General features: G+C 67.6%; 23 protein-coding genes. 9 read left to right on the top strand and 14 right to left on the bottom strand.

Annotated elements, in window-relative coordinates; genetic code table 11:
- The first annotated feature begins 19 nt into the window (after positions 1-19).
- On the top strand, positions 20-595 hold the full coding sequence (locus JI739_RS11350) for an outer membrane beta-barrel protein (RefSeq protein WP_201684006.1): 576 nt from the start codon (positions 20-22) through the stop codon (positions 593-595).
- Positions 596-679: 84 nt separating this feature from the next.
- Here JI739_RS11350 and JI739_RS11345 read toward each other — a convergent pair whose 3' ends face one another.
- From JI739_RS11345 to JI739_RS11310, 8 genes are all read right to left on the bottom strand, one after another.
- Positions 680-1,396, bottom strand: coding sequence for an ABC transporter ATP-binding protein (locus JI739_RS11345; protein ID WP_201684005.1), 717 nt, complete (start codon positions 1,394-1,396; stop codon positions 680-682).
- A gap of 1 nt (position 1,397) precedes the next feature.
- Complete coding sequence (locus JI739_RS11340) at positions 1,398-2,192, bottom strand: ABC transporter ATP-binding protein (RefSeq protein WP_201684004.1); 795 nt, start codon at positions 2,190-2,192, stop codon at positions 1,398-1,400.
- Positions 2,189-3,280 (bottom strand): branched-chain amino acid ABC transporter permease, encoded by a 1,092-nt coding sequence (locus JI739_RS11335; protein ID WP_201684003.1) that lies wholly within the window; start codon positions 3,278-3,280, stop codon positions 2,189-2,191. Before JI739_RS11335 ends, JI739_RS11340 begins: the two co-directional genes overlap by 4 nt.
- Before the next feature lie 13 nt (positions 3,281-3,293).
- On the bottom strand, positions 3,294-4,223 hold the full coding sequence (locus JI739_RS11330) for a branched-chain amino acid ABC transporter permease (RefSeq protein WP_201684002.1): 930 nt from the start codon (positions 4,221-4,223) through the stop codon (positions 3,294-3,296).
- A 144-nt stretch (positions 4,224-4,367) separates the two neighbouring features.
- On the bottom strand, positions 4,368-5,687 hold the full coding sequence (locus JI739_RS11325) for a replication-associated recombination protein A (RefSeq protein ID WP_201684001.1): 1,320 nt from the start codon (positions 5,685-5,687) through the stop codon (positions 4,368-4,370).
- A 16-nt stretch (positions 5,688-5,703) separates the two neighbouring features.
- Positions 5,704-6,357 carry an outer membrane lipoprotein periplasmic chaperone LolA gene (lolA, locus tag JI739_RS11320; protein ID WP_201684000.1) on the bottom strand — a complete coding sequence of 218 codons (654 nt, stop codon included), beginning with the start codon at positions 6,355-6,357 and terminating at the stop codon, positions 5,704-5,706.
- A 56-nt stretch (positions 6,358-6,413) separates the two neighbouring features.
- Positions 6,414-8,756: a DNA translocase FtsK gene (locus JI739_RS11315; protein ID WP_201683999.1), complete on the bottom strand. Its 2,343-nt coding sequence runs from the start codon at positions 8,754-8,756 to the stop codon at positions 6,414-6,416.
- Between the two features lie 42 nt (positions 8,757-8,798).
- Positions 8,799-9,473, bottom strand: coding sequence for a Crp/Fnr family transcriptional regulator (locus tag JI739_RS11310; protein ID WP_201683998.1), 675 nt, complete (start codon positions 9,471-9,473; stop codon positions 8,799-8,801).
- Between the two features lie 171 nt (positions 9,474-9,644).
- Here JI739_RS11310 and trxB point away from each other — a divergent pair, with 171 nt between their 5' ends.
- From trxB to rpmG, 3 genes are all read left to right on the top strand, one after another.
- Positions 9,645-10,595 carry a thioredoxin-disulfide reductase gene (trxB, locus tag JI739_RS11305; RefSeq protein ID WP_201683997.1) on the top strand — a complete coding sequence of 317 codons (951 nt, stop codon included), beginning with the start codon at positions 9,645-9,647 and terminating at the stop codon, positions 10,593-10,595.
- 145 nt (positions 10,596-10,740) lie between these two features.
- The gene (rpmB, locus tag JI739_RS11300) at positions 10,741-10,974 is read left to right on the top strand and encodes a 50S ribosomal protein L28 (protein WP_201683996.1); all 234 of its coding nucleotides are present in this window, start codon (positions 10,741-10,743) and stop codon (positions 10,972-10,974) included.
- A gap of 18 nt (positions 10,975-10,992) precedes the next feature.
- Positions 10,993-11,163, top strand: a complete 171-nt coding sequence (gene rpmG / locus JI739_RS11295) for a 50S ribosomal protein L33 (protein WP_201683995.1) — start codon at positions 10,993-10,995, stop codon at positions 11,161-11,163.
- A 112-nt stretch (positions 11,164-11,275) separates the two neighbouring features.
- On the opposite strand, the gene JI739_RS11290 is transcribed toward rpmG, so the two are convergent.
- The 4 genes from JI739_RS11290 to JI739_RS11275 all read right to left on the bottom strand — a co-directional run bounded on the left by JI739_RS11290 (position 11,276) and on the right by JI739_RS11275 (position 15,043).
- On the bottom strand, positions 11,276-12,490 hold the full coding sequence (locus tag JI739_RS11290) for a DesA family fatty acid desaturase (RefSeq protein ID WP_201683994.1): 1,215 nt from the start codon (positions 12,488-12,490) through the stop codon (positions 11,276-11,278).
- Between the two features lie 101 nt (positions 12,491-12,591).
- Positions 12,592-13,857, bottom strand: a complete 1,266-nt coding sequence (locus JI739_RS11285) for an RsmB/NOP family class I SAM-dependent RNA methyltransferase (RefSeq protein WP_201683993.1) — start codon at positions 13,855-13,857, stop codon at positions 12,592-12,594.
- A 3-nt stretch (positions 13,858-13,860) separates the two neighbouring features.
- Positions 13,861-14,442 (bottom strand): phosphoribosylglycinamide formyltransferase, encoded by a 582-nt coding sequence (gene purN / locus JI739_RS11280; RefSeq protein ID WP_201683992.1) that lies wholly within the window; start codon positions 14,440-14,442, stop codon positions 13,861-13,863.
- 43 nt (positions 14,443-14,485) lie between these two features.
- Entirely contained in the window at positions 14,486-15,043 is a 558-nt protein-coding gene (locus tag JI739_RS11275) for an HNH endonuclease (RefSeq protein WP_201683991.1), read from the bottom strand.
- 136 nt (positions 15,044-15,179) lie between these two features.
- Between JI739_RS11275 and JI739_RS11270 the strand changes: the two genes are divergently transcribed.
- The 4 genes from JI739_RS11270 (at position 15,180) to JI739_RS11255 (ending at position 21,422) form a co-directional block, all read left to right on the top strand.
- Positions 15,180-16,178 carry a bifunctional riboflavin kinase/FAD synthetase gene (locus JI739_RS11270; protein WP_201683990.1) on the top strand — a complete coding sequence of 333 codons (999 nt, stop codon included), beginning with the start codon at positions 15,180-15,182 and terminating at the stop codon, positions 16,176-16,178.
- A 117-nt stretch (positions 16,179-16,295) separates the two neighbouring features.
- Positions 16,296-19,148 carry an isoleucine--tRNA ligase gene (ileS, locus tag JI739_RS11265; protein WP_201683989.1) on the top strand — a complete coding sequence of 951 codons (2,853 nt, stop codon included), beginning with the start codon at positions 16,296-16,298 and terminating at the stop codon, positions 19,146-19,148.
- Positions 19,148-19,663, top strand: coding sequence for a signal peptidase II (gene lspA / locus JI739_RS11260; protein WP_201683988.1), 516 nt, complete (start codon positions 19,148-19,150; stop codon positions 19,661-19,663). Before ileS ends, lspA begins: the two co-directional genes overlap by 1 nt.
- A gap of 67 nt (positions 19,664-19,730) precedes the next feature.
- Positions 19,731-21,422, top strand: coding sequence for a Na/Pi cotransporter family protein (locus tag JI739_RS11255; RefSeq protein WP_201683987.1), 1,692 nt, complete (start codon positions 19,731-19,733; stop codon positions 21,420-21,422).
- A gap of 132 nt (positions 21,423-21,554) precedes the next feature.
- On the opposite strand, the gene JI739_RS11250 is transcribed toward JI739_RS11255, so the two are convergent.
- Positions 21,555-21,917: a response regulator gene (locus JI739_RS11250; RefSeq protein ID WP_201683986.1), complete on the bottom strand. Its 363-nt coding sequence runs from the start codon at positions 21,915-21,917 to the stop codon at positions 21,555-21,557.
- A gap of 202 nt (positions 21,918-22,119) precedes the next feature.
- Complete coding sequence (locus JI739_RS11245) at positions 22,120-23,103, bottom strand: quinone oxidoreductase family protein (RefSeq protein WP_201683985.1); 984 nt, start codon at positions 23,101-23,103, stop codon at positions 22,120-22,122.
- A gap of 95 nt (positions 23,104-23,198) precedes the next feature.
- On the opposite strand from JI739_RS11245, the gene JI739_RS11240 reads away from it, so the two are divergent.
- Positions 23,199-24,101: a DMT family transporter gene (locus JI739_RS11240; protein ID WP_201683984.1), complete on the top strand. Its 903-nt coding sequence runs from the start codon at positions 23,199-23,201 to the stop codon at positions 24,099-24,101.
- The last annotated feature ends 119 nt before the right edge of the window (positions 24,102-24,220 follow it).

Raw genomic sequence — 24,220 nt, 5'->3', positions numbered from 1 at the left:
GCCCGCCATGAGACCTGCCATGCGCCTGTTGCCAGCCTGCATCTTGTGCATCCTCACGGGCGGGGCGTGGGCGCAGTCGGGCCCTGAGGTGCGCACCGCGCAGCTCTTGCTCAAGCCGGGGGTGGAGAGCGAGTCCATCGGCCTCCAGATCGGCCGATCGAGCTATGGCATGCGCTGCACGGCGCCCGGATGCGAGCCGGGCGATCCGGCCATGCGTCTGTGGAGCCGTGGCATGTGGAGTCCGCGCTGGGGCGCCGAGCTCGGCCTGGTCGACACGGGCCGGCTGGAATTCGATGGCGGCCTCTCGCGGGCACAGGGGGTGAACTTCAGCCTGGTGCGGCGCTTTTCGATCATGGACAGCCTCAGTGCCTACGGGAAGCTGGGCACCACCTACGGGCAATCGGCCACCACCGCGGGACTGGCGCAGCGCCAGGGCGCGGGCTCGGGCTTCGGCCTGTCTTATGGGGCCGCGCTCAATTGGGACTTCTCACCGACGCTGTCGGCCAGCCTCGAATGGGAGAACCACGACTTCAGGTTCAGCACCGGCGACCGCGGGGTGCGCTCCACCAGCCTGGGCCTTCAGTGGCGCTATTGACCGAATTCAAGAAGCTCAGGGAAAGCGAAAGCGACAGCGCCCACCGGCTTCGGCTGGTGGGCGCTTTTTTCTCCGAATGGCCGCTTATTCGCCGAGGTAGGCGGCGCGCACCTTGGGATCGACCAGCAGGTCGCGTCCGGGCCCGCTCATGGTGACCAAGCCCGACTCCATCACGTAGCCCCGGTCGGCGATCTGCAGGGCGCGGCTGGCGTTCTGCTCGACCAGCAGCAGGGTCACGCCCTGGGCGTGCACCTCGCGCACGACCTCGAAGATCTTGTCCACCATGAGGGGCGACAAGCCCATCGAGGGCTCGTCCAGGAGCAGCAGGCGCGGACGGCTCATGAGGGCGCGGCCCATCGCGAGCATCTGCTGCTCGCCCCCCGAGAGCGTGCCGGCGAGCTGCGCACGCCGCTCCTTCAGGCGCGGGAAGATCGCGAACACCTTGTCCAGGTCCGCGGCGATGCCGCCTGAATCGCGACGGATATGCGCGCCCATCTGCAGGTTTTCGGCAATGGTCATGCGGGCGAAGACGCCGCGGCCTTCCGGCACCATGGCCAGGCCCTCGCGGACCAGGTCCCAGGCGCCCCGGCCGCGGATGCTCTGGCCCCGGTAGCGGATATCGCCGCCGGCCAGCGGCAGGAGGCCGGTCACGGCCTTCATCGTGGTGGTCTTGCCCGCGCCGTTCGAGCCGATCAGCGACACGAGCTCACCCTCGCGAACTTCGAGGTCGACGCCCTTGACGGCCTCGATGCCGCCGTAGGCGACCTGCAGGCCGTCGACCTGCAGCAGGGGCTGGTCCATGTCAGTGCCCTCCGGTCCCGAGATAGGCTTCGATCACCCGCTCATCGCGCTGCACTTCGGCCGGCGTGCCCTGCGCGATCAGCTTGCCGTAGTCCAGCACGGTGACGCGGTCACACAGGCCCATGACGAGTTTCACGTCATGCTCGATCAGCAAGATGGTGCGGCCGTCGCGGCGGATGCGGTCGATCAGCTCGCGCAGCTGCAGTTTCTCGGTGGCATTCATGCCGGCGGCCGGTTCGTCCAGGGCGATCAGCTTCGGGTCGGTGGCCAGCGCGCGCGCGATCTCCAGGCGGCGCTGGTCGCCGTAGGACAAGGTGCGCGCCCTGAAATCGGCGTAGCGGGCGATGCCCACGTACTCGAGCAGCTCGCGCGCCCGCCCGGCGATGGCGGCTTCTTCCTGCCGGAACACCTGGGTGCGCAGGATGGCCCCCAACACCCCGGAGCCGGTGCGCACGTGGCGACCGACCATGACGTTTTCCAAAGCCGTCATGTCGGCAAAGAGGCGGATGTTCTGGAAGGTGCGGGCGATGCCGGCCCGTGCCACCTCGTGCACGGCGCTCGGCCGGTACGGCTGGCCGTCGAGCTCGAAGCTGCCGCTGTCGGGCGCGTAGAGGCCGGTGATGACGTTGAAGAAGGTGGTCTTGCCGGCGCCGTTGGGCCCGATGAGGCCGTAGACCTGGCCGCGCTCGATGGCCAGGCCCACGTCCGACAGCGCCTGCAGCCCGCCAAAGCGCTTGGAGACGCCCCGCACCCGCAGCACCGGGACCTGCGCGGACGATGCGACCGCGCTGCTCATGACTTGGCGGGCAATGACTTGCCGTGCTCGGGCGACGGCCACAGCCCGCGTGGCCGCAGCAGCATGATGACGATCATGGCCAGTGCGATCAGCAACTGGCGCAGGATGGCCGGATCGAGCCGGCCGCCGGTGACCTGCTGCAGGTCGAAGGCGCCAGCGACCCAGCGCAGCACCTCGGGCAGCGCCGCCAGCAGCACCGCCCCGAGAACGACGCCGGGCAGGTGACCGAGGCCACCGAGCACCACCATCGCGACGATCATCACCGACTCCATGAGGCTGAAGGATTCGGGCGAGACGAAGCCCTGGAACGCGGCGAACATGACGCCGGAGACGCCACCGAAGCTCGCGCCCATGCCGAAGGCCAGGAGCTTGAGGTTGCGCGTGTTGATGCCCATGGCCCGGGCGGCGATTTCGTCTTCGCGAATGGCCATCCAGGCGCGGCCCACCCGCGAGCGTTCGAGCCGGTGCGAGACGATGACGCTGAGCACGACCAGCCCCAGGAACAGGTAGTAGTAGAGCGTGACCGAGGACATGCTGAACTCGCCGATCTCCAGGCGTCGTCCCAGGTTGAGCCCGAGGACGGAGATGGAGTCGATCTGCCCCAGCCCCTTGGGGCCGTTGGTGATGTTCACCGGATGATCGAGGTTGTTCAGGAAGATGCGGATGATTTCGCCGAAGCCCAGGGTGACGATGGCCAGGTAGTCGCCGCGCAAGCGCAGCGTGGGCGCCCCCAGGAGCACCCCGAGGATTCCCGCCAGCAGCGCCCCCAACGGCACCACCAGCCAGATGGACGCATGCAGCCCCTGCGGGAACATCTGGGCGAACCACGCGAAAGTGTCGGCCAGGTGCGGCGAGGCCATGAGAGCGTAGAGGTAGGCGCCGATGGCGAAGAAGGCCACATAGCCCAGGTCCAGCAGCCCGGCGTAACCGACGACGATGTTCAGGCCCACGGCCAGCAGCACGTAGAGCAGCGCGGTGTCGGCGATGCGGACCCAGAAGTTGCCCGCGGCCTGCAGCAGCAGGGGCAGCAGCAGCAGCACGACGGCCGACACGGCCAGCGAGCGAGTGTCCTTGAGGAAGGGCGGCATGCGGACGTGGATTTCAGGCGCGGTCGGCCACCCGCTCGCCGAGCAGGCCCGAGGGTCGCAGGGTCAGGATGCCAATCAGGACGACGAAGGCGAGGATGTCGGTGTAGTGGCTGCCCAGCACACCGCCGGTGAGCGCGCCGAGGTAACCCGATCCGATGGCTTCGATCAGCCCGAGCAGCAGCCCGCCCACCACGGCACCCGCGAGGTTGCCGATGCCCCCGAACACCGCCGCGGTGAAGGCCTTGAGGCCCGGCAGGAAACCCATGGTGTGCTGCACGGTGCCGTAGTTGGAGGCGTACATCACGCCGGCGATCGTGGCCAGCACCGCGCCGATGATGAAGGTGGCCGAGATCACCGTGTCGGGCCGCACGCCCATCAGAGCGGCGACGCGCGGGTTCTCCGCGGTGGCCCGCATGGCCCGGCCCAGGCGCGTGAAGTGCACGATGTACATCAGCACCGCCAGGGAGATCGCGGTGAAACCCAGGATCATGATTTGCGTGGGCGTGATCACCGCGCCGCCGATGGGCAGGGGCGTGTTGGGCAGCAAGGTGGGGTACGGCTTGTAATTGGGCTTGAAGATGATCATCGCCAGCGTCTGCAGCAGGATCGACATGCCGATGGCGGTGATCAGGGGAGCCAGCTTGGGGCTGTTGCGAAGCGGCCGGTAGGCCACCTTCTCGATGGTGAAGTTCAGCGCCGCGGCCACCACGCAGGAGATGACCAAGGCCACTGCGAGGACCATCCAGCCGGGCAGGCCGGGCCAGGCATCGAGCATCAGGGAAATGATCGCCCAGCTGGTCATGGCGCCGATCATCAGCACCTCGCCATGCGCGAAGTTGATCAGGTTGATGATGCCGTAGACCATGGTGTAGCCCAGGGCCACCAGGGCATACATGCTGCCCAGGACCAGACCGTTGATGATCTGCTGCAGCAGGATGTCCATTCGCGTCGCCCCTCCGTGTTCCCTCGCCAGGCCTCAGCAAAAAACCCGCCAGGTGCGGGTTCGAGTGGCGCGGATTCTATCGGCGTGCCGGTCGGCGGCAGGCCGTCGATCCCGGGGGTTTTCCCGTCTTGGCGGAGAGGCCGCTCACTCGTCCTTGCCTTGCCCGGGCGAGCCGTCGCGCTCTCGCAGCTGGCGCAGCTTTTCAGCGATGCGCAGCTCGAGCCCGCGCTCGACCGGCTGGTAGAAGCGCGGGCTGCCCATGCCCTCGGGGAAGTAGTTTTCGCCCGCCGCAAAGCCGCCCGGCTCGTCGTGCGCATAGCGGTAGCCCTTGCCGTAGTCCAGGTCCTTCATCAGCTGCGTGGGCGCGTTGCGAAGGTGCATGGGCACCGGGCGGGTGCCCTCGCGCCCCACCAGGGCGCGGACCTGCTTGTAGGCCGTGTAGACGGCGTTGGACTTGGCCGCCACCGCCAGGTAGACCACGCATTCGGCGAGCGCCAGCTCGCCTTCGGGCGAGCCGAGTCGTTCGTAGACCTCGGCCGCATCGAGCGCGAGCCGCAAGGCGCGCGGGTCGGCCAGGCCGATGTCCTCGGCCGCCATGCGGATCAGGCGGCGCGCGATGTAGCGCGGGTCGGCCCCGCCATCGAGCATGCGCACCAGCCAGTACAGCGCGGCATCGGGATCGGAGCCGCGCACGCTCTTGTGCAGCGCGCTGATGGTGTCGTAGAACTGCTCGCCGCCCTTGTCGTAGCGGCGCATGCGCTCGCCCAGCACCTTGAGCAGCCAGGCATCGGTGATCCCCGCCAGCGACTGCGCACCGGCCGCCACGGCCAGGGTCTCCAGGGTGTTCAGCAGGCGTCGGGCATCGCCGTCCGCATAGGCCAGCAGGCGCTGCAAGGCCGCGTCCTCCAGCGCCGGCACGGCACCGATGGCCTGGGCCCGCTGCACCAGCTGGCGCAGATCGTCCTCGGCCAGGGGCTGCAGCACATAGACCGCCGCCCGCGACAGCAGCGCGGAATTCACCTCGAAGGACGGGTTCTCGGTGGTCGCGCCGATGAAGGTGAACAGGCCCGATTCGACGTGCGGCAGGAACGCGTCCTGCTGGCTCTTGTTGAAGCGGTGTACCTCGTCGACGAAGACGATGGTGCGCTGCGGCTGCAGGCCGCTGGCCGCTGCCTGGGCCTGCTCCACGGCGTCGCGGATGTCCTTCACGCCGCCCAGCACCGCGCTGATCGTGATGAACTGCGCATCGAAGGCATCGGCCATCAGGCGCGCGATGGTGGTCTTGCCCACCCCAGGTGGTCCCCACAGGATGCAGCTGTGCGGCTGCCCAGACTCGAACGCGATGCGAAGCGGCATGCCTTCGCCCAGCAGGTGCTGCTGGCCGATGACCTCGGACAGGGAGCGGGGGCGCAGCCGCTCGGCCAGCGGGACGGCCGCCGCAACGGGCTTGCTGGCGCGGCTCACGACCCGGGGCTCGTACTCACTGGCGAATCACCGCGGCGCCGGCCGGCGCCCGGAACCTGAAGGTTTCCGGCGGCAGCGCCGGGTTCAGCTCCATGTCGTGGAAGGTGATCACCGAGCGCTGGCCCAGCGCGTCCTGGATCTCCAGCCTCTCCAGACGGGTGCCGCGCAGGCCCAGCAGCACGCGGCTGACCTGCCCCTCCTTGTCGCGGGGCGTGGCCTGCACCCACTGCAGGCCGTCGCGCGCGGGCGCGGCCTGCAACTGGAAGTGCTGGCGCAGTGCCTGCAGGTCGGGTGCCGATGTGACGATGGCCGCCGGCGTCGAGCCCAGCGCCTGCGCCTGGCCGCGGGCGGTGACCTGGTTCAGGTCGGCGTCGTACAGCCACAGCGTCTCGCCGTCGGCGACCAGCGTCTGCTCGAACGGCTTCTTGTAGTCGAACCTGAACCGGTCAGGACGCTGGAAGGCGAAGCTGCCGCTGGAGGTCTTGCTGCGGGCGGTCTCGCCTTCTCGCGCGGGCGAGGTGACGACCTGGGTGAACTCGGCGCGGCCGCTGCGGGCCTCTCGCAGGAAGGCTTCCAGCGCCTGCAGGCCGTCGGCGCGGACCTGCGCGGCGGCCGTCAGTGCCAGCGCGAACAGGGGCGCGAGAAAGAGTCGAAGGAAGGATCGGGTCATGGAGCTTGGGGCACACCGCGCCGGCAAAGTTCGCCAGGCGCGGCCGGTGGGCTGGGTCATTCGGTGCGGCTGGGCACCAGGATGTCGCGCTGGCCCTGGCCGTTCATGGAGCTGACCAAGCCAGCTTTCTCCATGTCCTCGACCAGCCGCGCGGCGCGGTTGTAGCCGATCTTCAGGTGCCGCTGCACCAGGGAGATGCTGGCCTTGCGGTTCTTGAGGACCACCTCGACCGCCTGGTCGTACATCGGGTCCTTTTCGCCGCCATCGCCACCGCCGAGCAGGTCCCCGCCGCCCTCGTCGTCCACGGTGCCGCCTTCGAGCACGCCTTCGATGTAGTTGGGCTCGCCGCCCTGCTCCTTGAGGTAGGCGACGACGCGGTGCACCTCCTCGTCACTCACGAAGGCACCGTGTACCCGCACCGGCAGGCCGGTGCCGCTGGCCATGTAGAGCATGTCGCCCATGCCCAGCAGGCTCTCGGCCCCCATCTGGTCGAGGATGGTGCGGCTGTCGATCTTGCTGGAGACCTGGAACGCGATGCGGGTCGGGATGTTGGCCTTGATGAGGCCGGTGATCACGTCGACGCTGGGACGCTGCGTCGCCAGGATCAGGTGGATGCCGGCGGCACGCGCCTTCTGCGCCAGGCGGGCGATCAGCTCCTCGATCTTCTTGCCCACCACCATCATCAGGTCGGCGAGTTCGTCGATCACCACCACGATGTGCGGCAGGCGCTCGAGCGGCTCGGGACTGTCCGGCGTGAGGCTGAAGGGGTTGTAGATGAACTGTTCCTTGGCGGCCGCCTCGTCGATCTTGGTGTTGTAGCCGGCCAGGTTGCGCACGCCCAGCTTGGACATGAGCTTGTAGCGCCGCTCCATTTCGGCCACGCACCAGTTCAGGCCATAAGCCGCCTGCTTCATGTCGGTGACCACCGGGGCGAGCAGGTGCGGGATGCCTTCGTAGACCGACATCTCCAGCATCTTGGGATCGATCATGAGAATGCGCACGTCGCGGGCTTCAGCCTTGTACAGCAGCGACAGGATCATGGCGTTGATGCCCACCGACTTGCCCGAGCCGGTAGTGCCGGCGACCAGCACGTGCGGCATCTTGGCCAGATCGGCCACCACCGGGTTGCCGATGATGTCCTTGCCCAGGCCCATGGTGAGCATGGACTTGGCTTCGTTGTAGACCTGCGATCCCAGGATCTCGGACAGGCGGATCGACTGCCGCTTGGCGTTGGGCAATTCCAGGGCCATGAAGTTCTTGCCCGGGATGGTCTCGATCACGCGGATGGATACCAGCGACAGCGAACGCGCGAGGTCCTTGGCCAGGTTGACGATCTGCGACCCCTTGACGCCGGTGGCCGGCTCGATTTCGTAGCGCGTGATCACCGGCCCCGGCTGGGCCAATACCACCCGCACCTCGACGCCAAAGTCCTTGAGCTTTTTCTCGATCAGGCGGGAGGTCATCTCCAGGGTATCGGTGGACACGGTCTCCTGGCGGTTGGGCGCGCCGTCGAGCAGGTCGACCTGCGGCAGCTTGCTGTCGGGCAACTCCTTGAACAGCGGCTTCTGGCGCTCCTTGGCGACGCGCTCGCTCTTGGGCACCTCGACCACCACCGGTTCGATCAGCACCGGTGCGGGGTGGTGCTCCTCGATCTCGATGCGTTCTTCCAGCACGACCTCTTCGCGCTCGCGCGCGGCCCGCTGCCCCAAGGCCAGGTCTTCCCGCATCTCGCGCTGCTCGCGGCGCTGGACGAAGAAGCCATCGATGCGCGCACCGATGGACTCGGCCAGCCGACCCCAGGAGAAACGGAAGACCACCGCGGAGGCGATCACCAGCAGGGCGATGAAGACAAGGCCTGATCCGGTGAAGCCGAGCCACTGGACCCCGAGGGGACCGATCACATAACCCAATGCACCGCCGGCGTGGTCGGGCAACGAGCCCTCGAACCGATAGAGGCGCGACCATTCGAGACCCGCGCTGGCCAACAGCAGCAGCAGCAGGCCGGCCCAGAAGGCAGTCCGGGTGCGTGAAAACCGGCTGCGGTCCATGGACTCGACGGCGCCACCTTGTGTCCAGCGGCCCAGCGCGGAGAACCAGGCGCGCACGCCCGCGGCCACGCACCACCACGCTGAAAAGCCCAGCAGGAAGTAACTGCCGTCGGCGAGCCAGGCGCCGACGCGGCCACCCCAGTTCACCGCGGCCGTCGCGGAAGCCGTGCCGGAGGTTGAGAACGCCGCGTCCTGCGGTGAATAGCTCAGGAGCGAGATCAGCCAGAACACCAGCCCGGCAGCGCCCAGCAGCAGTCCGAACTCTTGGGTGAAGCGGCCCAGGCCGCTCTTGGCCGGTTCGCGCCGACCACCGGCTGAGCCACCTTGCAGGGTATGGAGGGAGTAGGTCATCAAGAAGTCGCACTGCCCGGGCGCTCCGGGCGTGGACCGATACTAGCCGAGCGTACTGAGCCGATCCTTGATGAGGAGCGATCCGTCCTCGCGTGTCTGAATGAAGCCACGGTCTTCCAGGTCCTTCATGACGCGGCTGACCATCTCGCGCGACGCCCCGACCATCTTGGCGATGTCCTGCCGGGAGATGCGATCACGGATGGCCATCTGGCCGTCGCGGTCGGGCGCGGCGAACTCGAGCAGCGCCCGGGCCACGCGGCCATAGACATCCATCAATGCCAGCGACTCGATCTTGCGATCCGCGCTGCGCAGGCGCTGCACCAGGCCTTTCATGATCGCGTAGGCCATGGAGCTGTTCTCCGGCAGGCAGCGCGCGAACTCGGCACGGCCCAGGCACAGCATGTCGGTCTGGACTTCGGCGCGCACGGTGGCCGAATGCGCCTCGTTGTCGATGAGGCTCATCTCGCCAATGTAGTCCCCGGGCTGCAGCGTGGCCAGGATGACCTCACGACCACGCTTGTCGGCGGTGATCACGCGGGCGCGGCCCGTGAGGATGATGAACAGCGTGTTGGACTTGTCGCCCTGCTCCACGATGATCTCTCCGCGCTTGAACCGGCGCTTGACCACGGCATCGGACACGGACTCGGCCTGGGCCGATGTCAGGAGCGCGAAGAGCGGAACCCGGCGTATCAGTTCCAGGTTGGAAAGCATCGACATCTCGTCCTTCCCCGGGGCCATCCGCCTCGTAGCCGGTCCAGCTGGCCATCGGTTCTTACAATCTTCCTGATCGAAACGGCGAGCACCCTCGTTGGCTGCGCAAGGCGATACTTGCCGACGTGGCTCGGAATGTACACCGCGCGGAAATAGTTCCGCACGACCCATTAGCAGATGAATACACAGCACGCTCACGTCCTCATCCTCGGCTCCGGCCCGGCCGGCTATACCGCCGCCGTTTATGCGGCCCGCGCCAACCTCAAGCCCGTCCTGGTGACCGGCATGGCCCAGGGCGGCCAGCTCATGACCACGACCGAAGTGGACAACTGGCCGGCCGACGTCAACGGGGTGCAGGGCCCCGAACTCATGCAGCGTTTCCTGGAGCACGCGCAGCGCTTCAACACGGAGATCGTGTTCGATCACATCCATACGGTAGACCTGAAGCAGCGCCCGTTCACCCTGGTGGGCGATAGCGGCACCTACACCTGTGACGCGCTCATCCTGGCCACCGGTGCCTCGGCGCGCTACCTCGGCCTGCCCTCCGAAGAAGCCTTCATGGGCAAGGGCGTGAGCGCCTGCGCCACGTGCGACGGCTTCTTCTACCGCGGCCAGGTCACCTGCGTGATCGGCGGCGGCAACACGGCGGTGGAAGAGGCGCTGTATCTCTCCAACATCGCGAGCAAGGTCTACCTCGTGCATCGCCGCGACAAGTTCCGCGCGGAGCCCATCCTGGTGGACAAGCTGATGCAGAAGGTCGCCGAAGGCAAGATCGAGCTCAAGCTGTTCCAGACGCTGGACGAGGTGCTGGGCGACGACACCGGGGTGACCGGCGTGCGCCTGCGCGACACCCGTAGCGGCGCCACCGAAGACCTGGCCCTGCAGGGCTGCTTCATCGCGATCGGCCACTCACCCAACACCGAGATCTTCAAGGGCCAGCTGGAGATGAAGGACGGCTACATCGTCACGCGCTCGGGCCTGAACGGCTTCGCCACCATGACCAGCGTGCCGGGCGTCTTTGCCGCCGGCGACGTGCAGGATCACGTGTACCGCCAGGCGATCACCAGCGCCGGCACCGGCTGCATGGCCGCGCTGGACGCACAGCGATTCCTCGAGCAGGAGACCTGATCCGACGGAGCCGGCAAGGCCCCCCCTATAATCGCGGGCTTTGCTGTTTCCCGTGAGGGGCCGGCAGATGGGTTACCGCCACCCTACCGGCGAGGTGAGGCGCTCACGACAGTGACCGCCGTTATTCATGACTGGAGTGCATCGCATGTCACGCGTTTGCGAAGTGACGGGCAAGGGCCCGATCGTCGGGAACAACGTTTCCCACGCCAACAACAAAACCAAGCGCCGGTTCCTTCCGAACCTGCAATACCGCCGTTTCTGGGTCGAAAGCGAAAACCGCTGGGTGCGACTGCGTGTCTCGAGCGCCGCGTTGCGCCTGATCGACAAGAACGGTATCGACAGCGTGCTGGCGGACCTTCGTGCCCGCGGCCAAGCCTAATCCCTGAGGAGCAGCACCATGGCAAGCAAAGGCGGACGCGAGAAGATCAAGCTGGAGTCCACCGCGGGCACCGGCCACTTCTACACCACGGACAAGAACAAGAAGACCATGCCCGAAAAGATGGCCATCATGAAGTTCGACCCGAAGGCCAAGAAGCACGTCGAGTACAAGGAAGTCAAGCTCAAGTAACCGGACTCGACCGCTGACGGCGGCCGAGCCCCATGAAAAAGCCCCGCCATGCGGGGCTTCTTCATTTCTCGACGGCCCCACCCTCGACTGTGGGGCCCCTCACACGACTCGATCAGGCGTGCACCGCGCGCAGGCCTACGGCGAACTGCTGCAGCCGTGCAATGCCGCTTTCCTCGGCGCGGCGGCACCAGGCCTGCAAGTCGGCTGCGAGCTGCTCGCGCGATACCGACGTATTCAGCCACATCTGGCGCAGCTCTTCGCGCATGGTGAGCATCTTGTCGAGCACCGGGTGCGCCTGCCGAGCCTGCGCTAGTTGGGTACGCGCATCGGCGGGCACGCGCTCCGTGTCACGGTGCAGCCAGCGCTTGGCGCTCTTCAGCACAGTGCCATCGGCCCCACGCAACTTCAGCAGGGCCAGCTCGTCCTTGCAGGCGCGACGCAGTTCGCGGCCGTAACGGGCCATGACTTCGTAGCGGTGGTTGATCAGCGCCTCGAGCGTGTTCTCGTCCGCAACCGGCCGCACGGCACCCACGCGCAGTTTGGGCGGCACCTTCTTGACCTTGGCCCAGCCGATCTTTTGCATCAGGCTGATGTAGACCCAGCCGATGTCGAACTCGTACGGCTTGACCGAGAACTTGGCCGCGGTCGGATAGGTGTGGTGGTTGTTGTGCAGCTCTTCGCCACCGATGAGCACGCCCCAGGGCGAGACGTTGGTGCTGGCATCGGGCGCCTCGAAATTGCGATAGCCCCAGTAATGTCCGATGCCGTTGATGATGCCGGCCGCCGTGATGGGGATCCAGAGCATCTGCACCGCCCAGACCGTGAGCCCGATGGCGCCGAACAGCGACAGGTTCAGCAGCAGCATCAGGCCCACGCCTTGCCAGCTGAAGCGCGAGTACAGGTTGCGCTCGATCCAGTCATCAGGCGTGCCGTGGCCGAACTTGGCCAGGGTTTCCTTGTTCTTGGCCTCGGCGCGATACAACTCGGCGCCTTTCCACAGCACGGTCTCGATGCCGCGGGTCTGCGGGCTATGGGGATCGTCTTCCGTCTCGCATTTGGCATGGTGCTTGCGGTGGATGGCCACCCACTCCTTGGTCACCATGCCGGTGCCGATCCAGAGCCAGAAGCGGAAGAAATGAGAGGGAATCTTGCCCAGGTCCATCGCGCGGTGCGCTTGGGTCCGGTGCAGGAAGATGGTGACGCTGGCGATGGTGATATGCGTGGTCACCAGGGTGTACAGGACGATCTGCCACCAGCTCAGGTCCCAGAGGCCATGGGCGAGGAGTTCGAGCGCCGCGTGCAGGGCGGGCCAGTCGGGAAGGAGCATAGAGGTGGCTAGGTCGAAAGGGTGAATAGACGTAGGAGCGATTCTAGGGCCGAGGGTTCAATAACGCGGCCTCATCGGATGTTGCACCCATGAGCCATGGCTCATGAGCGCACCCAGGCCGCGGCGAAGAACCCGTCGGTTTCGTGCCGGTGCGGCCAAAGCCGCAACCAGCGCGCTTCTGGGCCGGCACACAGCGCGCCCGGGTCCGCGAGTTTCAACGGGGCCAGGGCTTCCACCGCCTTCAAGGGCAGGAACCCCGCCTCGGCCTGCTCGAACTGCTCCGCCACCTGCTCGTTTTCCTCGCGCACCAGGCTGCAGGTGGCGTAGACCAGCCGTCCGCCCGGCTTGAGCAGACGGGCTGCGCTGCGCAGGATCGACAACTGTTTGGCCTGCATCTCCTGGATCGATTCGAGCGACTGGCGCCATTTCAGGTCGGGATTGCGCCGCAGCGTTCCGAGACCCGAACAGGGCGCATCGACGATGACCCGGTCGATCTTGCCGGCTAGACGCTTGACGCGCTCATCTCGCTCATGCGCGATCGCCGCCGGGTGCACGTTGGACAGGCCACTGCGGGCAAGCCGTGGCTTGAGGGCGTCCAGCCGGTGGGCCGCCACGTCGAAGGCATACAGCCGGCCGGTATTGCGCATGGCCGCACCCAGGGCCAGGGTCTTGCCGCCGGCGCCGGCGCAGAAATCGACCACCATCTCGCCGCGCTTGGCGTCGACCATCGCGCACAGCAGTTGCGATCCTTCGTCCTGCACTTCGATGGCGCCTCGGGCGAACGCATCGAGCCGGGTGAGCGGAGGCTTGTCGGCCAGCCGCAGACCCCACGGCGAATAGGGGGTGGGCTCACTGGCGATACCGTGGCGCCTGAGCTCCTCGCGCAGTTCATCGCGCCGGCCCTGGAATGTGTTCACGCGCAGATCAAGCGGTGCCGGACGGTTGAGGCTGTCGGCCAGCGCCATGAACTCGCTGCCCACCTGGGCCTTCAGGGCCGTGGCCAGCCACTCCGGCAGGTTGTGCCGGTGGCGCTCCATCAGGTCCTGCGGCTGGACCGCATCGCACGTATCGCGCCAGCGACGCTCGGTCTCCGCCAAGGCGCTCTGGAGGAAGTCTCGCGGCCCCGCGAAGCCGAGGATGGACATGCGCCGCTCGCGTGGTCCGCTGCCGCTGCGCGCGAGGTGCTCGAACAGCAGTTTCTTGCGCAGCACCGTGTAGGCGGTCTCGGCCAGCGTCGCGCGCTCGCGCGGGCCGAGTTGCCGGTGGTCGCGGAAATAACGTGACACGACTGCGTCGGCCGGGTGCTCCAGCCTGAGTACCAGGGCCACCAACTCGGCGCAGGCATCCAGAAGTGCTTTGGGATGCATGTTTCAGCCCTCGCGTAGCAGACGGGCAATGGCCCGGGGATAGATGCGGTGTTCCTGGGTCAGCACGCGCGCAGCCAGCGTGTCGGCCGTGTCGTCTGGCATGACCGGCACCACCGCCTGCTCCAGGATCGGCCCATGATCGAGTTCCGCCGTCACCTGGTGGACCGTCGCGCCGGCCACCCGGCAACCCGCCTCGATGGCGCGCTGGTGCGTGTGCAGGCCGGGGAAGGCCGGCAGCAGCGACGGATGGATGTTCAGCAGCCGCCCCGCGTAGTGCTCGACGAAAGCCGGCGTGAGGATGCGCATGAACCCCGCCAGCACCACCAGTGCCGGGGCGTGCACGTCGACCGCGCGGCGCAACGCGTCCTCGAATGCTTCGCGGCTCGGGAACTCCTTGTGATCCACGACGGCGGTGGCGATGCCGTTCTCGCGTGCGAATGCCAGGCCGCCCGCATCCGGCCGGTTGCTGATCACGGCCGCGACCCGTGCACCGAGCGCGGCGTCCCAGGCACCGCGCTGGGCGGACCGGACGATGGCCGCCATGTTGGAGCCGCCTCCGGAGATAAGGATCACGATGTTCTTCATGGAACCCGGGATTATCCCGAGGTCGGCGCCGGCGCAACGGCCGCTACGAATGCAGCCGGGACGACTTGGGCAGGTGCGCCATCAGGAACTCCATCTGGTCGGCCAGGATGCGCCGGTTGCGCAGGATGAAGTCTTCCCACAAGCTGGGCACGTAAGGTGTGTACAGCAGGGGCATGCGCGCCTGTTCGGGGGTGCGGTTGCTCTTGCGGTGGTTGCACGCGCGGCAGGCCGTGACGACGTTCATCCAGTGGTCACGTCCGTTCTGGGCAAACGGAATGATGTGTTCGCGGGTCAGGAAGCTGTCCTCGAACCGGGCGCCACAGTAGGCGCAGATGTTGCGGTCACGCGCGAACAGCTTGCTGTTGGTGAGGCCCGGGCGCAGGTCGAAGGGATTGATGTTGGGCACGCCCTTGGTGCCGATGATGCTGCTCACGCCGATGATCGACTGCTCGCCCGTCATCGCGTTGTGGCCGCCCCGGAAGATCGCGATCTGCGCGCCCACTTCCCACCGCACTTCGTCCGCCGCGTAGTGCAGCACCGCTTGCTCGAGCGAAATCCAGGACTGGGGCAGCCCCTGGGCGGACAGCTTCAAGACCTTCAAGCAACGCCTCCTTCCGGTTCGGCAAAGCACTGACAGCGATAGCGAGGACAATATAACTCCTTTCAACATCCACGGATGTGATGGCGGGCCCCGCCACACGGGCACGCAGCGCTATCAAAAACATATCGAGCAAGCGATGCAGATCTTCCGCGGCTTCCATCACCCCGGCGTGGCCCCGGCGTGTGCGCTGACCATCGGCAACTTCGATGGCGTGCACCGCGGGCACCAGGCCATGCTGGCCTTGCTGAACAGCGAGGCGCGGCACCGGGGAGTGACCAGCTGCGTGCTCACCTTCGAGCCTCATCCGCGCGACTATTTCGCCGCCGCCCTGCGCAAGCCGGATCTTGCGCCGGCACGCATCGCCACCCTGCGGGACAAGCTCTGCGAGCTGGCTGCCTGCGGCGTCGAGCAGTGCGTGGTGCTGCCGTTCGACGCGCGACTGTCCAGCCTGAGCCCCCAGGCCTTCATCGACCAGGTGCTGGTGCAGGGCCTGGGGGCCCGCTATGTGCTCGTGGGCGACGACTTTCGTTTCGGGTCCAGGCGTGCCGGCGACTATTCCCTGCTCGATGCCTGCGGCGCCGCGCTGGGCTTCGATGTCGCCCGCATGAACAGCTACGAGGTGCACAAGCTGCGCGTCTCCAGTTCGGCTGTCCGCGACGCGCTCTCGCGAGGGGACCTCGACGGGACGGCCGCCTTGCTGGGCCGGTCCTACAGCATCAGCGGCCACGTGGTGCATGGGCGAAAGCTCGGCCGCGAGCTGGGTTTTCGCACGCTGAACCTGCGGTTCTCCCACTGGAAGCCTGCTGCCAGCGGCATTTTCGCGGTGCACGTGCACGGCCTTTCGGCGCAGCCGCTACCGGGGGTGGCCAATCTGGGCATCCGGCCCTCGCTGGACCCGGACGACGTCAACGGCGGACGGGTGCTGCTGGAGACGCACTGCCTCGAGTGGCCGGCGCAGCTCGGCTCCCAGGAGGCCTACGGTAAAATCATCCGGGTGGATCTGCTGCACAAACTGCACGACGAGCTGAAGTACGACGGGCTCGACCAGCTCAAGGCGGGCATCGCGCGCGACTGCGATGACGCACGCGCGTTCTTCGCATCCACGCGCCGCCAGACCACCCGCGACCGAATTTAGGCAAGCGCCCTCGTTCGCCGCCCTTCGACAGGCTCAGGGCGAACGATCCGCCGCACATCCCGCCCGCCTCCCCCTCCCGGGCTGAGCTTGTCGAAGCCTTGCCACGCCTGCCCTGCCATGTCCGAATCCAAGACTGATTACCGCGCCACGCTCAACCTGCCCGACACCCCCTTCCCCATGCGCGGCGACCTGCCCAAGCGCGAGCCCGGTTGGGTGGCCGAGTGGGAGGACAAGGGCCTGTACAAGCGCCTGCGCGAGGCGCGCTGCGGCCGCGAGAAGTTCGTGCTGCACGACGGCCCGCCCTATGCCAATGGACAGATCCACATGGGGCACGCGGTCAACAAGATCCTCAAGGACATGATCGTCAAGTCGCGCCAGCTCAAGGGCCTCGACGCCGCCTACATCCCGGGCTGGGACTGCCACGGGCTGCCCATCGAGAACGCCATCGAGAAAAAGCATGGCCGCAACCTGCCGCGCGACGAGATGCAGGCCAGGAGCCGCGCATTCGCCAGCGAGCAGATCCAGCTGCAGATGGCCGACTTCAAGCGCCTGGGCGTCCTGGGCGACTGGGATCACCCGTACCGAACCATGGACCCGGTGAACGAGGCGGACGAAATCCGCGCGTTCAAGCGGGTGATCGAGCGCGGCTTCGTCTACCGCGGCTTGAAGCCGGTCTACTGGTGCTTCGACTGCGGCTCCTCCCTGGCCGAATTCGAGATCGAGTACGCCGACAAGAAGTCGCAGACGCTGGACGTGGCCTTCGAGGCCGACCAGCCGGCGCGGGTGCTCGATGCCTTCGGCCTGTCCGGTGATGCGGCTGGCAGCGGGCCGGTCTTCATGCTGATCTGGACCACCACGGCCTGGACCATCCCTGCCAACCAGGCGCTGAACCTCAACCCCGAGATCGTCTACGCGCTGGTCGAAACCCCGCGCGGCCGCCTGGTCGTGGCCGAGTCGCTGGTCGAGAAGTGCCTGGCGCGCTACCAGCTCGAAGGCCGCGTGCTGGCGACCGTGCCCGGCGAGAAGCTGGCGGGCCTGGAGTTCCGCCATCCCTTGTACGACGTGGATCCCGGCTATCGCCGCCTGGCCCCGGTGTACCTGGCCGACTACGCCACCGCCGAAGACGGCACCGGCATCGTCCATGCCGCTCCGGCCTACGGCGTGGACGACTTCAACAGCTGCGTGGCGCACGGCCTGCCGTACGACGGCATCCTCAACCCGGTGCAAGGCAACGGCAGCTACGCACCGGACTTCCCCCTCTTCGGCGGCCAGAACATCTGGAAGGCCGTGCCCGTGATCATCGAGCAGTTGCGCCAGGCCGGGCGGCTCTTCGCCACGGAGGGCATCACCCACAGCTACCCGAACTGCTGGCGCCACAAGACCCCCGTCATCTACCGTGCGGCGGCGCAGTGGTTCATCCGGATGGACGAAGGCGAAGGCGTCTTCACCCGCGACAAGGCGCCCGAGCCGCTGCGCCAGACCGCGCTCGCGGCGATCGAGCAGACCCGCTTCTTCCCCGAGAACGGCAAGGCCCGCCTGCGCGACATGATCGCCAACCGGCCCGACTGGTGCATCTCGCGCCAGCGCAGCTGGGGCGTGCCCATTCCGTTCCTGCTGCACAGGGACAGCGGTGAGCTGCATCCGCTCACGCTGGAAATCCTGGACCTGGCCGCCGAGATGGTCCAGGCCGGCGGCATCGAGGCCTGGAGCAAGGCCGGCGCCGAGGAGATCCTCTCGCGGGTGGGCGCCGGCGCCGATGCGCCCGACTACACCAAGAGCACCGACATCCTCGAAGTCTGGTTCGATTCCGGCACCACCCACACCACGGTGCTGCGCGGCTCGCATGCCGGGGCCGGCCACGCCAACGGCCCCGAGGCCGACCTTTACCTCGAAGGTCACGACCAGCACCGCGGCTGGTTCCACTCGTCCCTGCTCACCGCCTGCGCCATGTATGGGCGAGCCCCGTACCGCGGCCTGCTCACGCACGGCTTCACCGTCGACAGCCAGGGCCGCAAGATGAGCAAGTCGCTGGGCAACGGGGTCGATCCGCAGGAGACCAGCAAGAAGCTCGGCGCCGAGATCATCCGGCTGTGGGTGGCGGCGTCCGACTACTCCGGCGACATCGCCGGCGACGACAAGATCCTGGCCCGGGTGGTGGACGGTTATCGCCGCATCCGCAACACGCTTCGATTCCTGCTGGCCAATGTGAGCGACTTCGATCCGGCGCGCGATGCCGTGCCGCTGGCCGAGATGCTGGAGATCGACCGCTACGCCATGAGCCGGGCGGCGCGGTTCCAGCTCGACGTGCTCTCGCACTACGAGCTGTACGAGTTCCACCCCGTCGTGGCCAAGCTGCAGGTGTACTGCTCGGAAGACCTGGGTGCGTTCTACCTCGACGTGCTCAAGGACCGGCTCTACACCACCGCGCCCAAGTCGCACGCTCGCCGCAGTGCACAAACCGCCCTGTGGAACATCACGCACGCCATGCTGCGCTGGATGGCCCCCTTCCTCAGCTTCACCGCCGAGGAGGCCTGGAAGCTGTTCGGCAACTCCGACTCCATCTTCTTCGAGACCTACGCCGAGATCGGCGCCCCCGACGATGCCCTGCTGGCCCGCTGGGAACGGTTGCGCGGGATCCGCGACGTCGCCAACAAGGAGGTCGAGGCGTTGCGCGAACAAGGCGCGGTCGGCTCCTCGCTGCAGGCGCGGCTCGTGATCACCGCCGGCCCCGACGACCATGCGCTGCTGGCCAGCCTGGGCGATGACCTGAAGTTCATCTTCATCACCTCGGCGGTGGAGCTGCGCGCCGGCGACGCGCTGGCGGTGCGGGCCGAAGCATCGCCCGACACCAAGTGCGAACGCTGCTGGCACTGGCGCCCCGACGTCGGCCGCGATGCCGCCCACCCCACCCTGTGCGGCCGCTGCGTCAGCAACCTGTTCGGCGCCGGTGAAGACCGGAGGCACGCCTGATGGCCGGCAAGACCATGAAGCTGGGCGCGAGCTCCCACGCCGGCTCCAGCATGCTGCCCTGGCTGGGACTGGCCGTGCTGCTGTTCATCGCCGACCAGCTGACCAAGGCGCTGATCCTCGGCTCCTACCGCCTGGGCGACTCCACCACCATCACCTCGTTCTTCAACATCGTGCGGGTGCACAACACCGGCGCCGCCTTCTCCTTCCTGGCCTCGGCCTCGGGCTGGCAGCGCTGGTTCTTCACCGGCCTCGGGCTGGCGGCAGCGGTGTTCATCATCTGGTTGCTGCGCTCGCACAGCGGACAGCGCCTGTTCTCGTTCTCGCTGGCCTGCCTGCTGGGGGGCGCCATCGGCAACGTGGTCGACCGGCTGGTGCACGGCTACGTGGTCGACTTCGTGCAGTTGCACTATGGCGGGTGGTACTTCCCGGCCTTCAACATCGCCGACGCGGCCATCACCGCCGGCGCCATCGGCCTGATCCTCGACGAGCTGTTGCGGGTTCGACGCAGCCGCTGAAGCAGGCCCCCTTCCGGGGCCGCACGGGCCCCATGGCAGCTCAGCGCGGCGTATCATGTTTTCGAACATGAAGCATTTGCTGAACCTGCTGGCAGCGGTGGCATTGCTGGTCTGGGGCACCTACCTGGTTCGCACCGGCATCCTTCGCGTCTTCGGCGCCAACATCCGCCGTGTGCTGGCCCGCAGCATGGGCTCGCGGCCCACGGCGGCCCTGGCGGGCACCGGCGTCACCGCCCTGGTGCAGTCCAGCACCGCCACGGGTCTGATCGTCGCTTCGTTCGTTGGCCAGGGCCTGGTCACCCTGCCCAACGCCCTGGCCGTGATGCTGGGCGCCGACGTCGGCAGCAGCCTGGTGGCCGTGCTGTTCTCGCTGGACCTGTCGTGGCTGTCGCCGCTCCTGATCTTCGTCGGCGTGGTGCTGTTCCTGCCGCGCCAGGACTCCCAGGCGGGGCGCATCGGGCGGGTGCTGATCGGACTGGGCTTGATGCTGCTGGCCCTGCGCCTGGTGGCCGAGTCAACCGCCGTCATGGTGCAGTCGGAAGCCGTACGCACGCTACTGGGCTCGCTCTCCAGCGACATCCTGCTCGAGATCACCGTGGGCGCCCTGCTGGCGATCGCCGCCTATTCCAGCCTGGCCATCGTCCTGCTCACCGCCACGCTCGCGGCCAGCGGCGTGATCCCGGTGGATGTCGCGCTGGGCCTGGTCCTCGGCGCCAACATCGGCAGCGGCCTGCTGGGCGTGCTGGTCATGGCCCGCTCGTCATTCGAGGTGCGCCACGTGCCGGTCGGCAACCTGGCGTTCAAGACCCTGGGCGCGCTCCTCGCCATTCCGTTCGTCGGGTTGTGGCTGCGCTGGGTGCAGCCGCACCTGGATGGCGCTGCCACCGTGGTGCTGTTCCACCTGGCCTTCAACCTGGCCATGGCCATCGTGTTCATGGGCTTCACGCCGGCCCTCGCCCGGCGCATCGAAGCCTGGATGCCCAAGCCCGATCCCAGCCTCATCGCCGGGCGGCCCTACCACCTCGACCCCACGGCATTGAGCACGCCCTCGCTGGCCATCTCCTGCGCGGCGCGCGAGGCGCTGCACCAGGCCGACGTGGTCGAGACGATGATGCGCGGCATGCTGCGGGTCATCGAGACCAACGACCTGCGGCTGGCCGGCGAGTTGCGCCGGATGGACGACACGGTGGACCAGCTCTACTCGGCCATCAAGTACTACCTGACCCAGATCTCGCGCGAGGCGCTGGGCGATGCGGAGAGCCGGCGCTGGACCGACATCATCAGCTTCACCATCAACATGGAGCAGATCGGCGACATCATCGAGCGCGTCCTCATCGACGTGGAGGATCGCAAGATCAAGCAGGGCCGCAGCTTCTCGGACGCCGGCGTGGGCGAGATCCGCGAATTGCATGCGCGGCTGGTCGACAACCTGCGCCTGGGCATGAGCGTGTTCCTCAACGGCTCCGTGCGTGACGCGCAGAAGCTGCTGGAGGAAAAAGCCCGCTTCCGCGACCTGGAGCGCGCCTACGCCTCCACCCACCTGGGGCGGCTGACCGAGAAGACCATGCAGAGCATCGAAACCAGCTCGCTGCACCTGGACCTGATCAGCGACATGAAGCGGATCAATTCGCACATCTGCTCCATCGCCTACCCCATCCTCGACTCGGTCGGCGCCCTCGCACCCAGCCGCCTGAAACCCGTCCCCCCGCAAGAGTCCAAGCCGACGCTCACCGAGCGCACAGCCCAACAAAACCCGTAAGCACACCGCAGCAGGCGAACCTCCTGGCCACCGCGCAGCGGTAGGCGGTCCCAGTGCCACCGCCGAACCGGCTCTGCCGGGCCGCTGGTGGCGCCTCCCGGGGGGAGGCGGCCGACCGGCCGCGTCGGGGGGCTAATGCTTCAAGCAATAGTCCACCAGCGCATCGATCTCGGTGGACTTGTCGAAAACGGCGTCGGCACCGAGTTGCGCACAACGCTGCCGGATGTCTCGCGTCGCATGGTTGCTCAGCACCACCAGCTTCTGGTCGGCCCGGCGCTCCCGGCAGGCAGCGACGATGTTCAGCCCATTGCCCTGGCGCAGGAACAGGTCGACGATCGCCACGTCCCAACTCTCGTGCTCGGTCAGCCACTCACGTCCGTCGCGCTCGCTGTCGGCCACCCCGACGGGCTCCACATAGGCCAGTTCCTGCAGAGTCTCGATCAAGTTGTCGCGGATCGTCGGGCTGTCTTCGACGATGAAGGCGCGCAAGCCCATGCGTTCTCCTTCGCTGCTGCCTTGCGGCAGCCGCGGCTGTTTGCTCTCGTTTTCGTGTTGCTCTGGCTTGCTACGGTAGGGCAGGACGGCCGCGCCGGATGCAAGCCATCCTAGCGGGCGCCTGTAGGAGGATGAGCAGCAATCGTCGGCATGCATCTCCGACGGCGCGTGAGCCCGACCAGGCCGGAAGCCCTGTGCGGGCTCAGGGCAGCAGGATGGTCGACCCGGTGGTCCTGCGCGCTTCCAGTTCGCGGTGGGCCTGCTGCACCTCGGCCAGGGCGAAGCGCTGGTCGATGCGGATCTTCACCTGGCCACTGCCGACCACTTCGAACAGCTCATCGGCCATCGCCTGCGTGCTTTCGCGGGTGGCGATGTGGGTGAAGATGGTCTGGCGGGTGAGGTAGAGCGAGCCCTTGGCGCCCAGCAGGGCTGGGGCCATGGGCGGGACCGGCCCGGACGAATTGCCGAAGCAGGCCATGAGTCCGAACGGCCGCAGGCATTCGAGCGACCGCTCCCAGGTGTCCTTGCCGACCGAGTCGTACACCACCTTGACTCCCTGGCCGCCGGTGATCTCGCGTACCCGGGCCGCGAAGTCCTCACGCTTGTAGTTGATGGTGTGGGCCGCGCCCATGGAGCGGGCCAGCTCGCACTTCTCGTCACTGCCGGCCGTGCCGATCAGCTGAAGCCCCAGCAGCCGGGCCCACTGCGCCGCGATCAGGCCGACCCCGCCGGCGATCGCATGGAACAAAACGAAGTCCCCCGGCTGCAGCCCCCCCTGGGGCAGCGTGCGCCGCAGCAGGTACTGCGCCGTGAGCCCCTTGAGCATCATGGCCGCCCCGGTCTCGAAATCGATGGCGTCGGGGAGGCGACAGACGCAGCGTGCCGGCATCACCCGTTGCTCGCAGTAGGCCCCCGGCGGCTGGCCCGCATAGGCGGCGCGGTCTCCGGGCCGCAGGTGCGTGACGCCCTCGCCCACCGCTTCCACCACGCCGGCACCTTCCATGCCCAGGCCGCCCGGCAGGTCCTGCGGGTACAGGCCGGTGCGGTAGTACACGTCGATGTAGTTCAGCCCGATGGCCGCGTGCCGGATGCGGATCTCGCCCGGCCCAGGCTCGCCCACCGGCACGTCGTCCATCACCATCTGCTCGGGCCCGCCGGTTTGGTGGATGCGAACCGCCTTGCTCATCTGCTCTCCTGGTCGTTGTCGGCACGCGCCGGCGCCGGATGTTGCCACGGAAGCGCCCAGGTCCGCTCCGACCCCTCGGCTACAGTTCGCCTCCCATGAATGCCGCCCTGACCCCCACCAACATCGTCGTGATGTCCCTGCCTGCGCTGCTGTGGGCCGGCAACGCCGTGGTGGGCCGCATGGTGGCCCCGCTGGTGCCACCGCTCACCCTGAACATGCTGCGCTGGGCGCTGTCGCTGCTGGTGCTGCTGCCCATGGCCTCCTGGGTGCTGCGCCGCGACAGCAGCATCTGGACGCGCTGGCGCCGCTATGCGCTGCTGGGACTGCTGAGTGTCGGGCTCTACAACTCGATGCAGTACCTGGCCCTGCACACCTCGACGCCAATCAACGTCACCCTGGTCGGCTCGAGCATGCCCATCTTCACGGTCGCGGTCGGCGCGCTGTTCTTCAAGCACCACCCGACGCGCAAGCAGCTGGTGGGGGCCGCGCTCTCGACGCTGGGTGTGCTGCTGGTGCTGTCCCACGGTGACCTGCGCCGCCTGGCCGAGGTGCGCTTCGTGCCCGGCGACCTCTACATGTTGCTGGCCACGGCCGCCTTTGCCCTTTACAGCTGGATGCTGACCCGCACCGACCAGGACGATCCGGCGCTGCGCAAGGACTGGGCCGCCTTCCTGCTGGTGCAGGTGATGGCGGGCTCGGTGTGGTCGCTGCTGTTGACGGTGGGTGAATGGACGCTGGGCTCGCCCGCGCCCATCCAATGGGGCTGGCCCCTCGCCATGGCGCTGGTGTTCATCGTGCTCGGCCCCTCGGTGCTGGCTTATCGGCTGTGGGGATTGGGGGTGCAGCGGGTCGGGCCGAACATCGCGAGCCTCTTCATCAACCTCACGCCCGTGTTCGCGGCCCTCATGTCGGCGGCTTTCCTGGGCGAACTGCCCCGCCTGCACCACGCGCTGGCCTTCCTGCTGATGGCCTCGGGCATCCTCATCGCGTCGCGGTGATTCCCCCCCCGAAGCGCCTGCGGCGCCTCCCCCCTGGAAGGGGGCGGCATCAGCGGCCCGTCCAAGCCGGTTCCGCGATGGCCCTGGAACGGCCTGCCGCTGCGCGGACGGCCTTGGAA

This window comes from Ramlibacter aurantiacus (genome assembly GCF_016722895.1).
In the GTDB taxonomy this organism is placed as follows: Bacteria; Pseudomonadota; Gammaproteobacteria; order Burkholderiales; family Burkholderiaceae_C; genus Ramlibacter; species Ramlibacter aurantiacus.
Note: the sequence above shows the minus strand (reverse complement) of the source record. Positions and strands in the feature narration are given on the sequence as shown.

Coding starts and splice junctions, on each gene's coding strand:
- JI739_RS11350 (WP_201684006.1), top strand. CDS start 20: ATGCGCCTGTTGCCAGCCTGCATCTTGTGCATCCTCACGGGCGGGGCG.
- JI739_RS11345 (WP_201684005.1), bottom strand. CDS start 1,396: ATGGACCAGCCCCTGCTGCAGGTCGACGGCCTGCAGGTCGCCTACGGC.
- JI739_RS11340 (WP_201684004.1), bottom strand. CDS start 2,192: ATGAGCAGCGCGGTCGCATCGTCCGCGCAGGTCCCGGTGCTGCGGGTG.
- JI739_RS11335 (WP_201684003.1), bottom strand. CDS start 3,280: ATGCCGCCCTTCCTCAAGGACACTCGCTCGCTGGCCGTGTCGGCCGTC.
- JI739_RS11330 (WP_201684002.1), bottom strand. CDS start 4,223: ATGGACATCCTGCTGCAGCAGATCATCAACGGTCTGGTCCTGGGCAGC.
- lolA (WP_201684000.1), bottom strand. CDS start 6,357: ATGACCCGATCCTTCCTTCGACTCTTTCTCGCGCCCCTGTTCGCGCTG.
- JI739_RS11315 (WP_201683999.1), bottom strand. CDS start 8,756: ATGACCTACTCCCTCCATACCCTGCAAGGTGGCTCAGCCGGTGGTCGG.
- JI739_RS11310 (WP_201683998.1), bottom strand. CDS start 9,473: ATGTCGATGCTTTCCAACCTGGAACTGATACGCCGGGTTCCGCTCTTC.
- trxB (WP_201683997.1), top strand. CDS start 9,645: ATGAATACACAGCACGCTCACGTCCTCATCCTCGGCTCCGGCCCGGCC.
- rpmB (WP_201683996.1), top strand. CDS start 10,741: ATGTCACGCGTTTGCGAAGTGACGGGCAAGGGCCCGATCGTCGGGAAC.
- rpmG (WP_201683995.1), top strand. CDS start 10,993: ATGGCAAGCAAAGGCGGACGCGAGAAGATCAAGCTGGAGTCCACCGCG.
- JI739_RS11290 (WP_201683994.1), bottom strand. CDS start 12,490: ATGCTCCTTCCCGACTGGCCCGCCCTGCACGCGGCGCTCGAACTCCTC.
- JI739_RS11285 (WP_201683993.1), bottom strand. CDS start 13,857: ATGCATCCCAAAGCACTTCTGGATGCCTGCGCCGAGTTGGTGGCCCTG.
- purN (WP_201683992.1), bottom strand. CDS start 14,442: ATGAAGAACATCGTGATCCTTATCTCCGGAGGCGGCTCCAACATGGCG.
- JI739_RS11270 (WP_201683990.1), top strand. CDS start 15,180: ATGCAGATCTTCCGCGGCTTCCATCACCCCGGCGTGGCCCCGGCGTGT.
- ileS (WP_201683989.1), top strand. CDS start 16,296: ATGTCCGAATCCAAGACTGATTACCGCGCCACGCTCAACCTGCCCGAC.
- lspA (WP_201683988.1), top strand. CDS start 19,148: ATGGCCGGCAAGACCATGAAGCTGGGCGCGAGCTCCCACGCCGGCTCC.
- JI739_RS11255 (WP_201683987.1), top strand. CDS start 19,731: ATGAAGCATTTGCTGAACCTGCTGGCAGCGGTGGCATTGCTGGTCTGG.
- JI739_RS11250 (WP_201683986.1), bottom strand. CDS start 21,917: ATGGGCTTGCGCGCCTTCATCGTCGAAGACAGCCCGACGATCCGCGAC.
- JI739_RS11245 (WP_201683985.1), bottom strand. CDS start 23,103: ATGAGCAAGGCGGTTCGCATCCACCAAACCGGCGGGCCCGAGCAGATG.
- JI739_RS11240 (WP_201683984.1), top strand. CDS start 23,199: ATGAATGCCGCCCTGACCCCCACCAACATCGTCGTGATGTCCCTGCCT.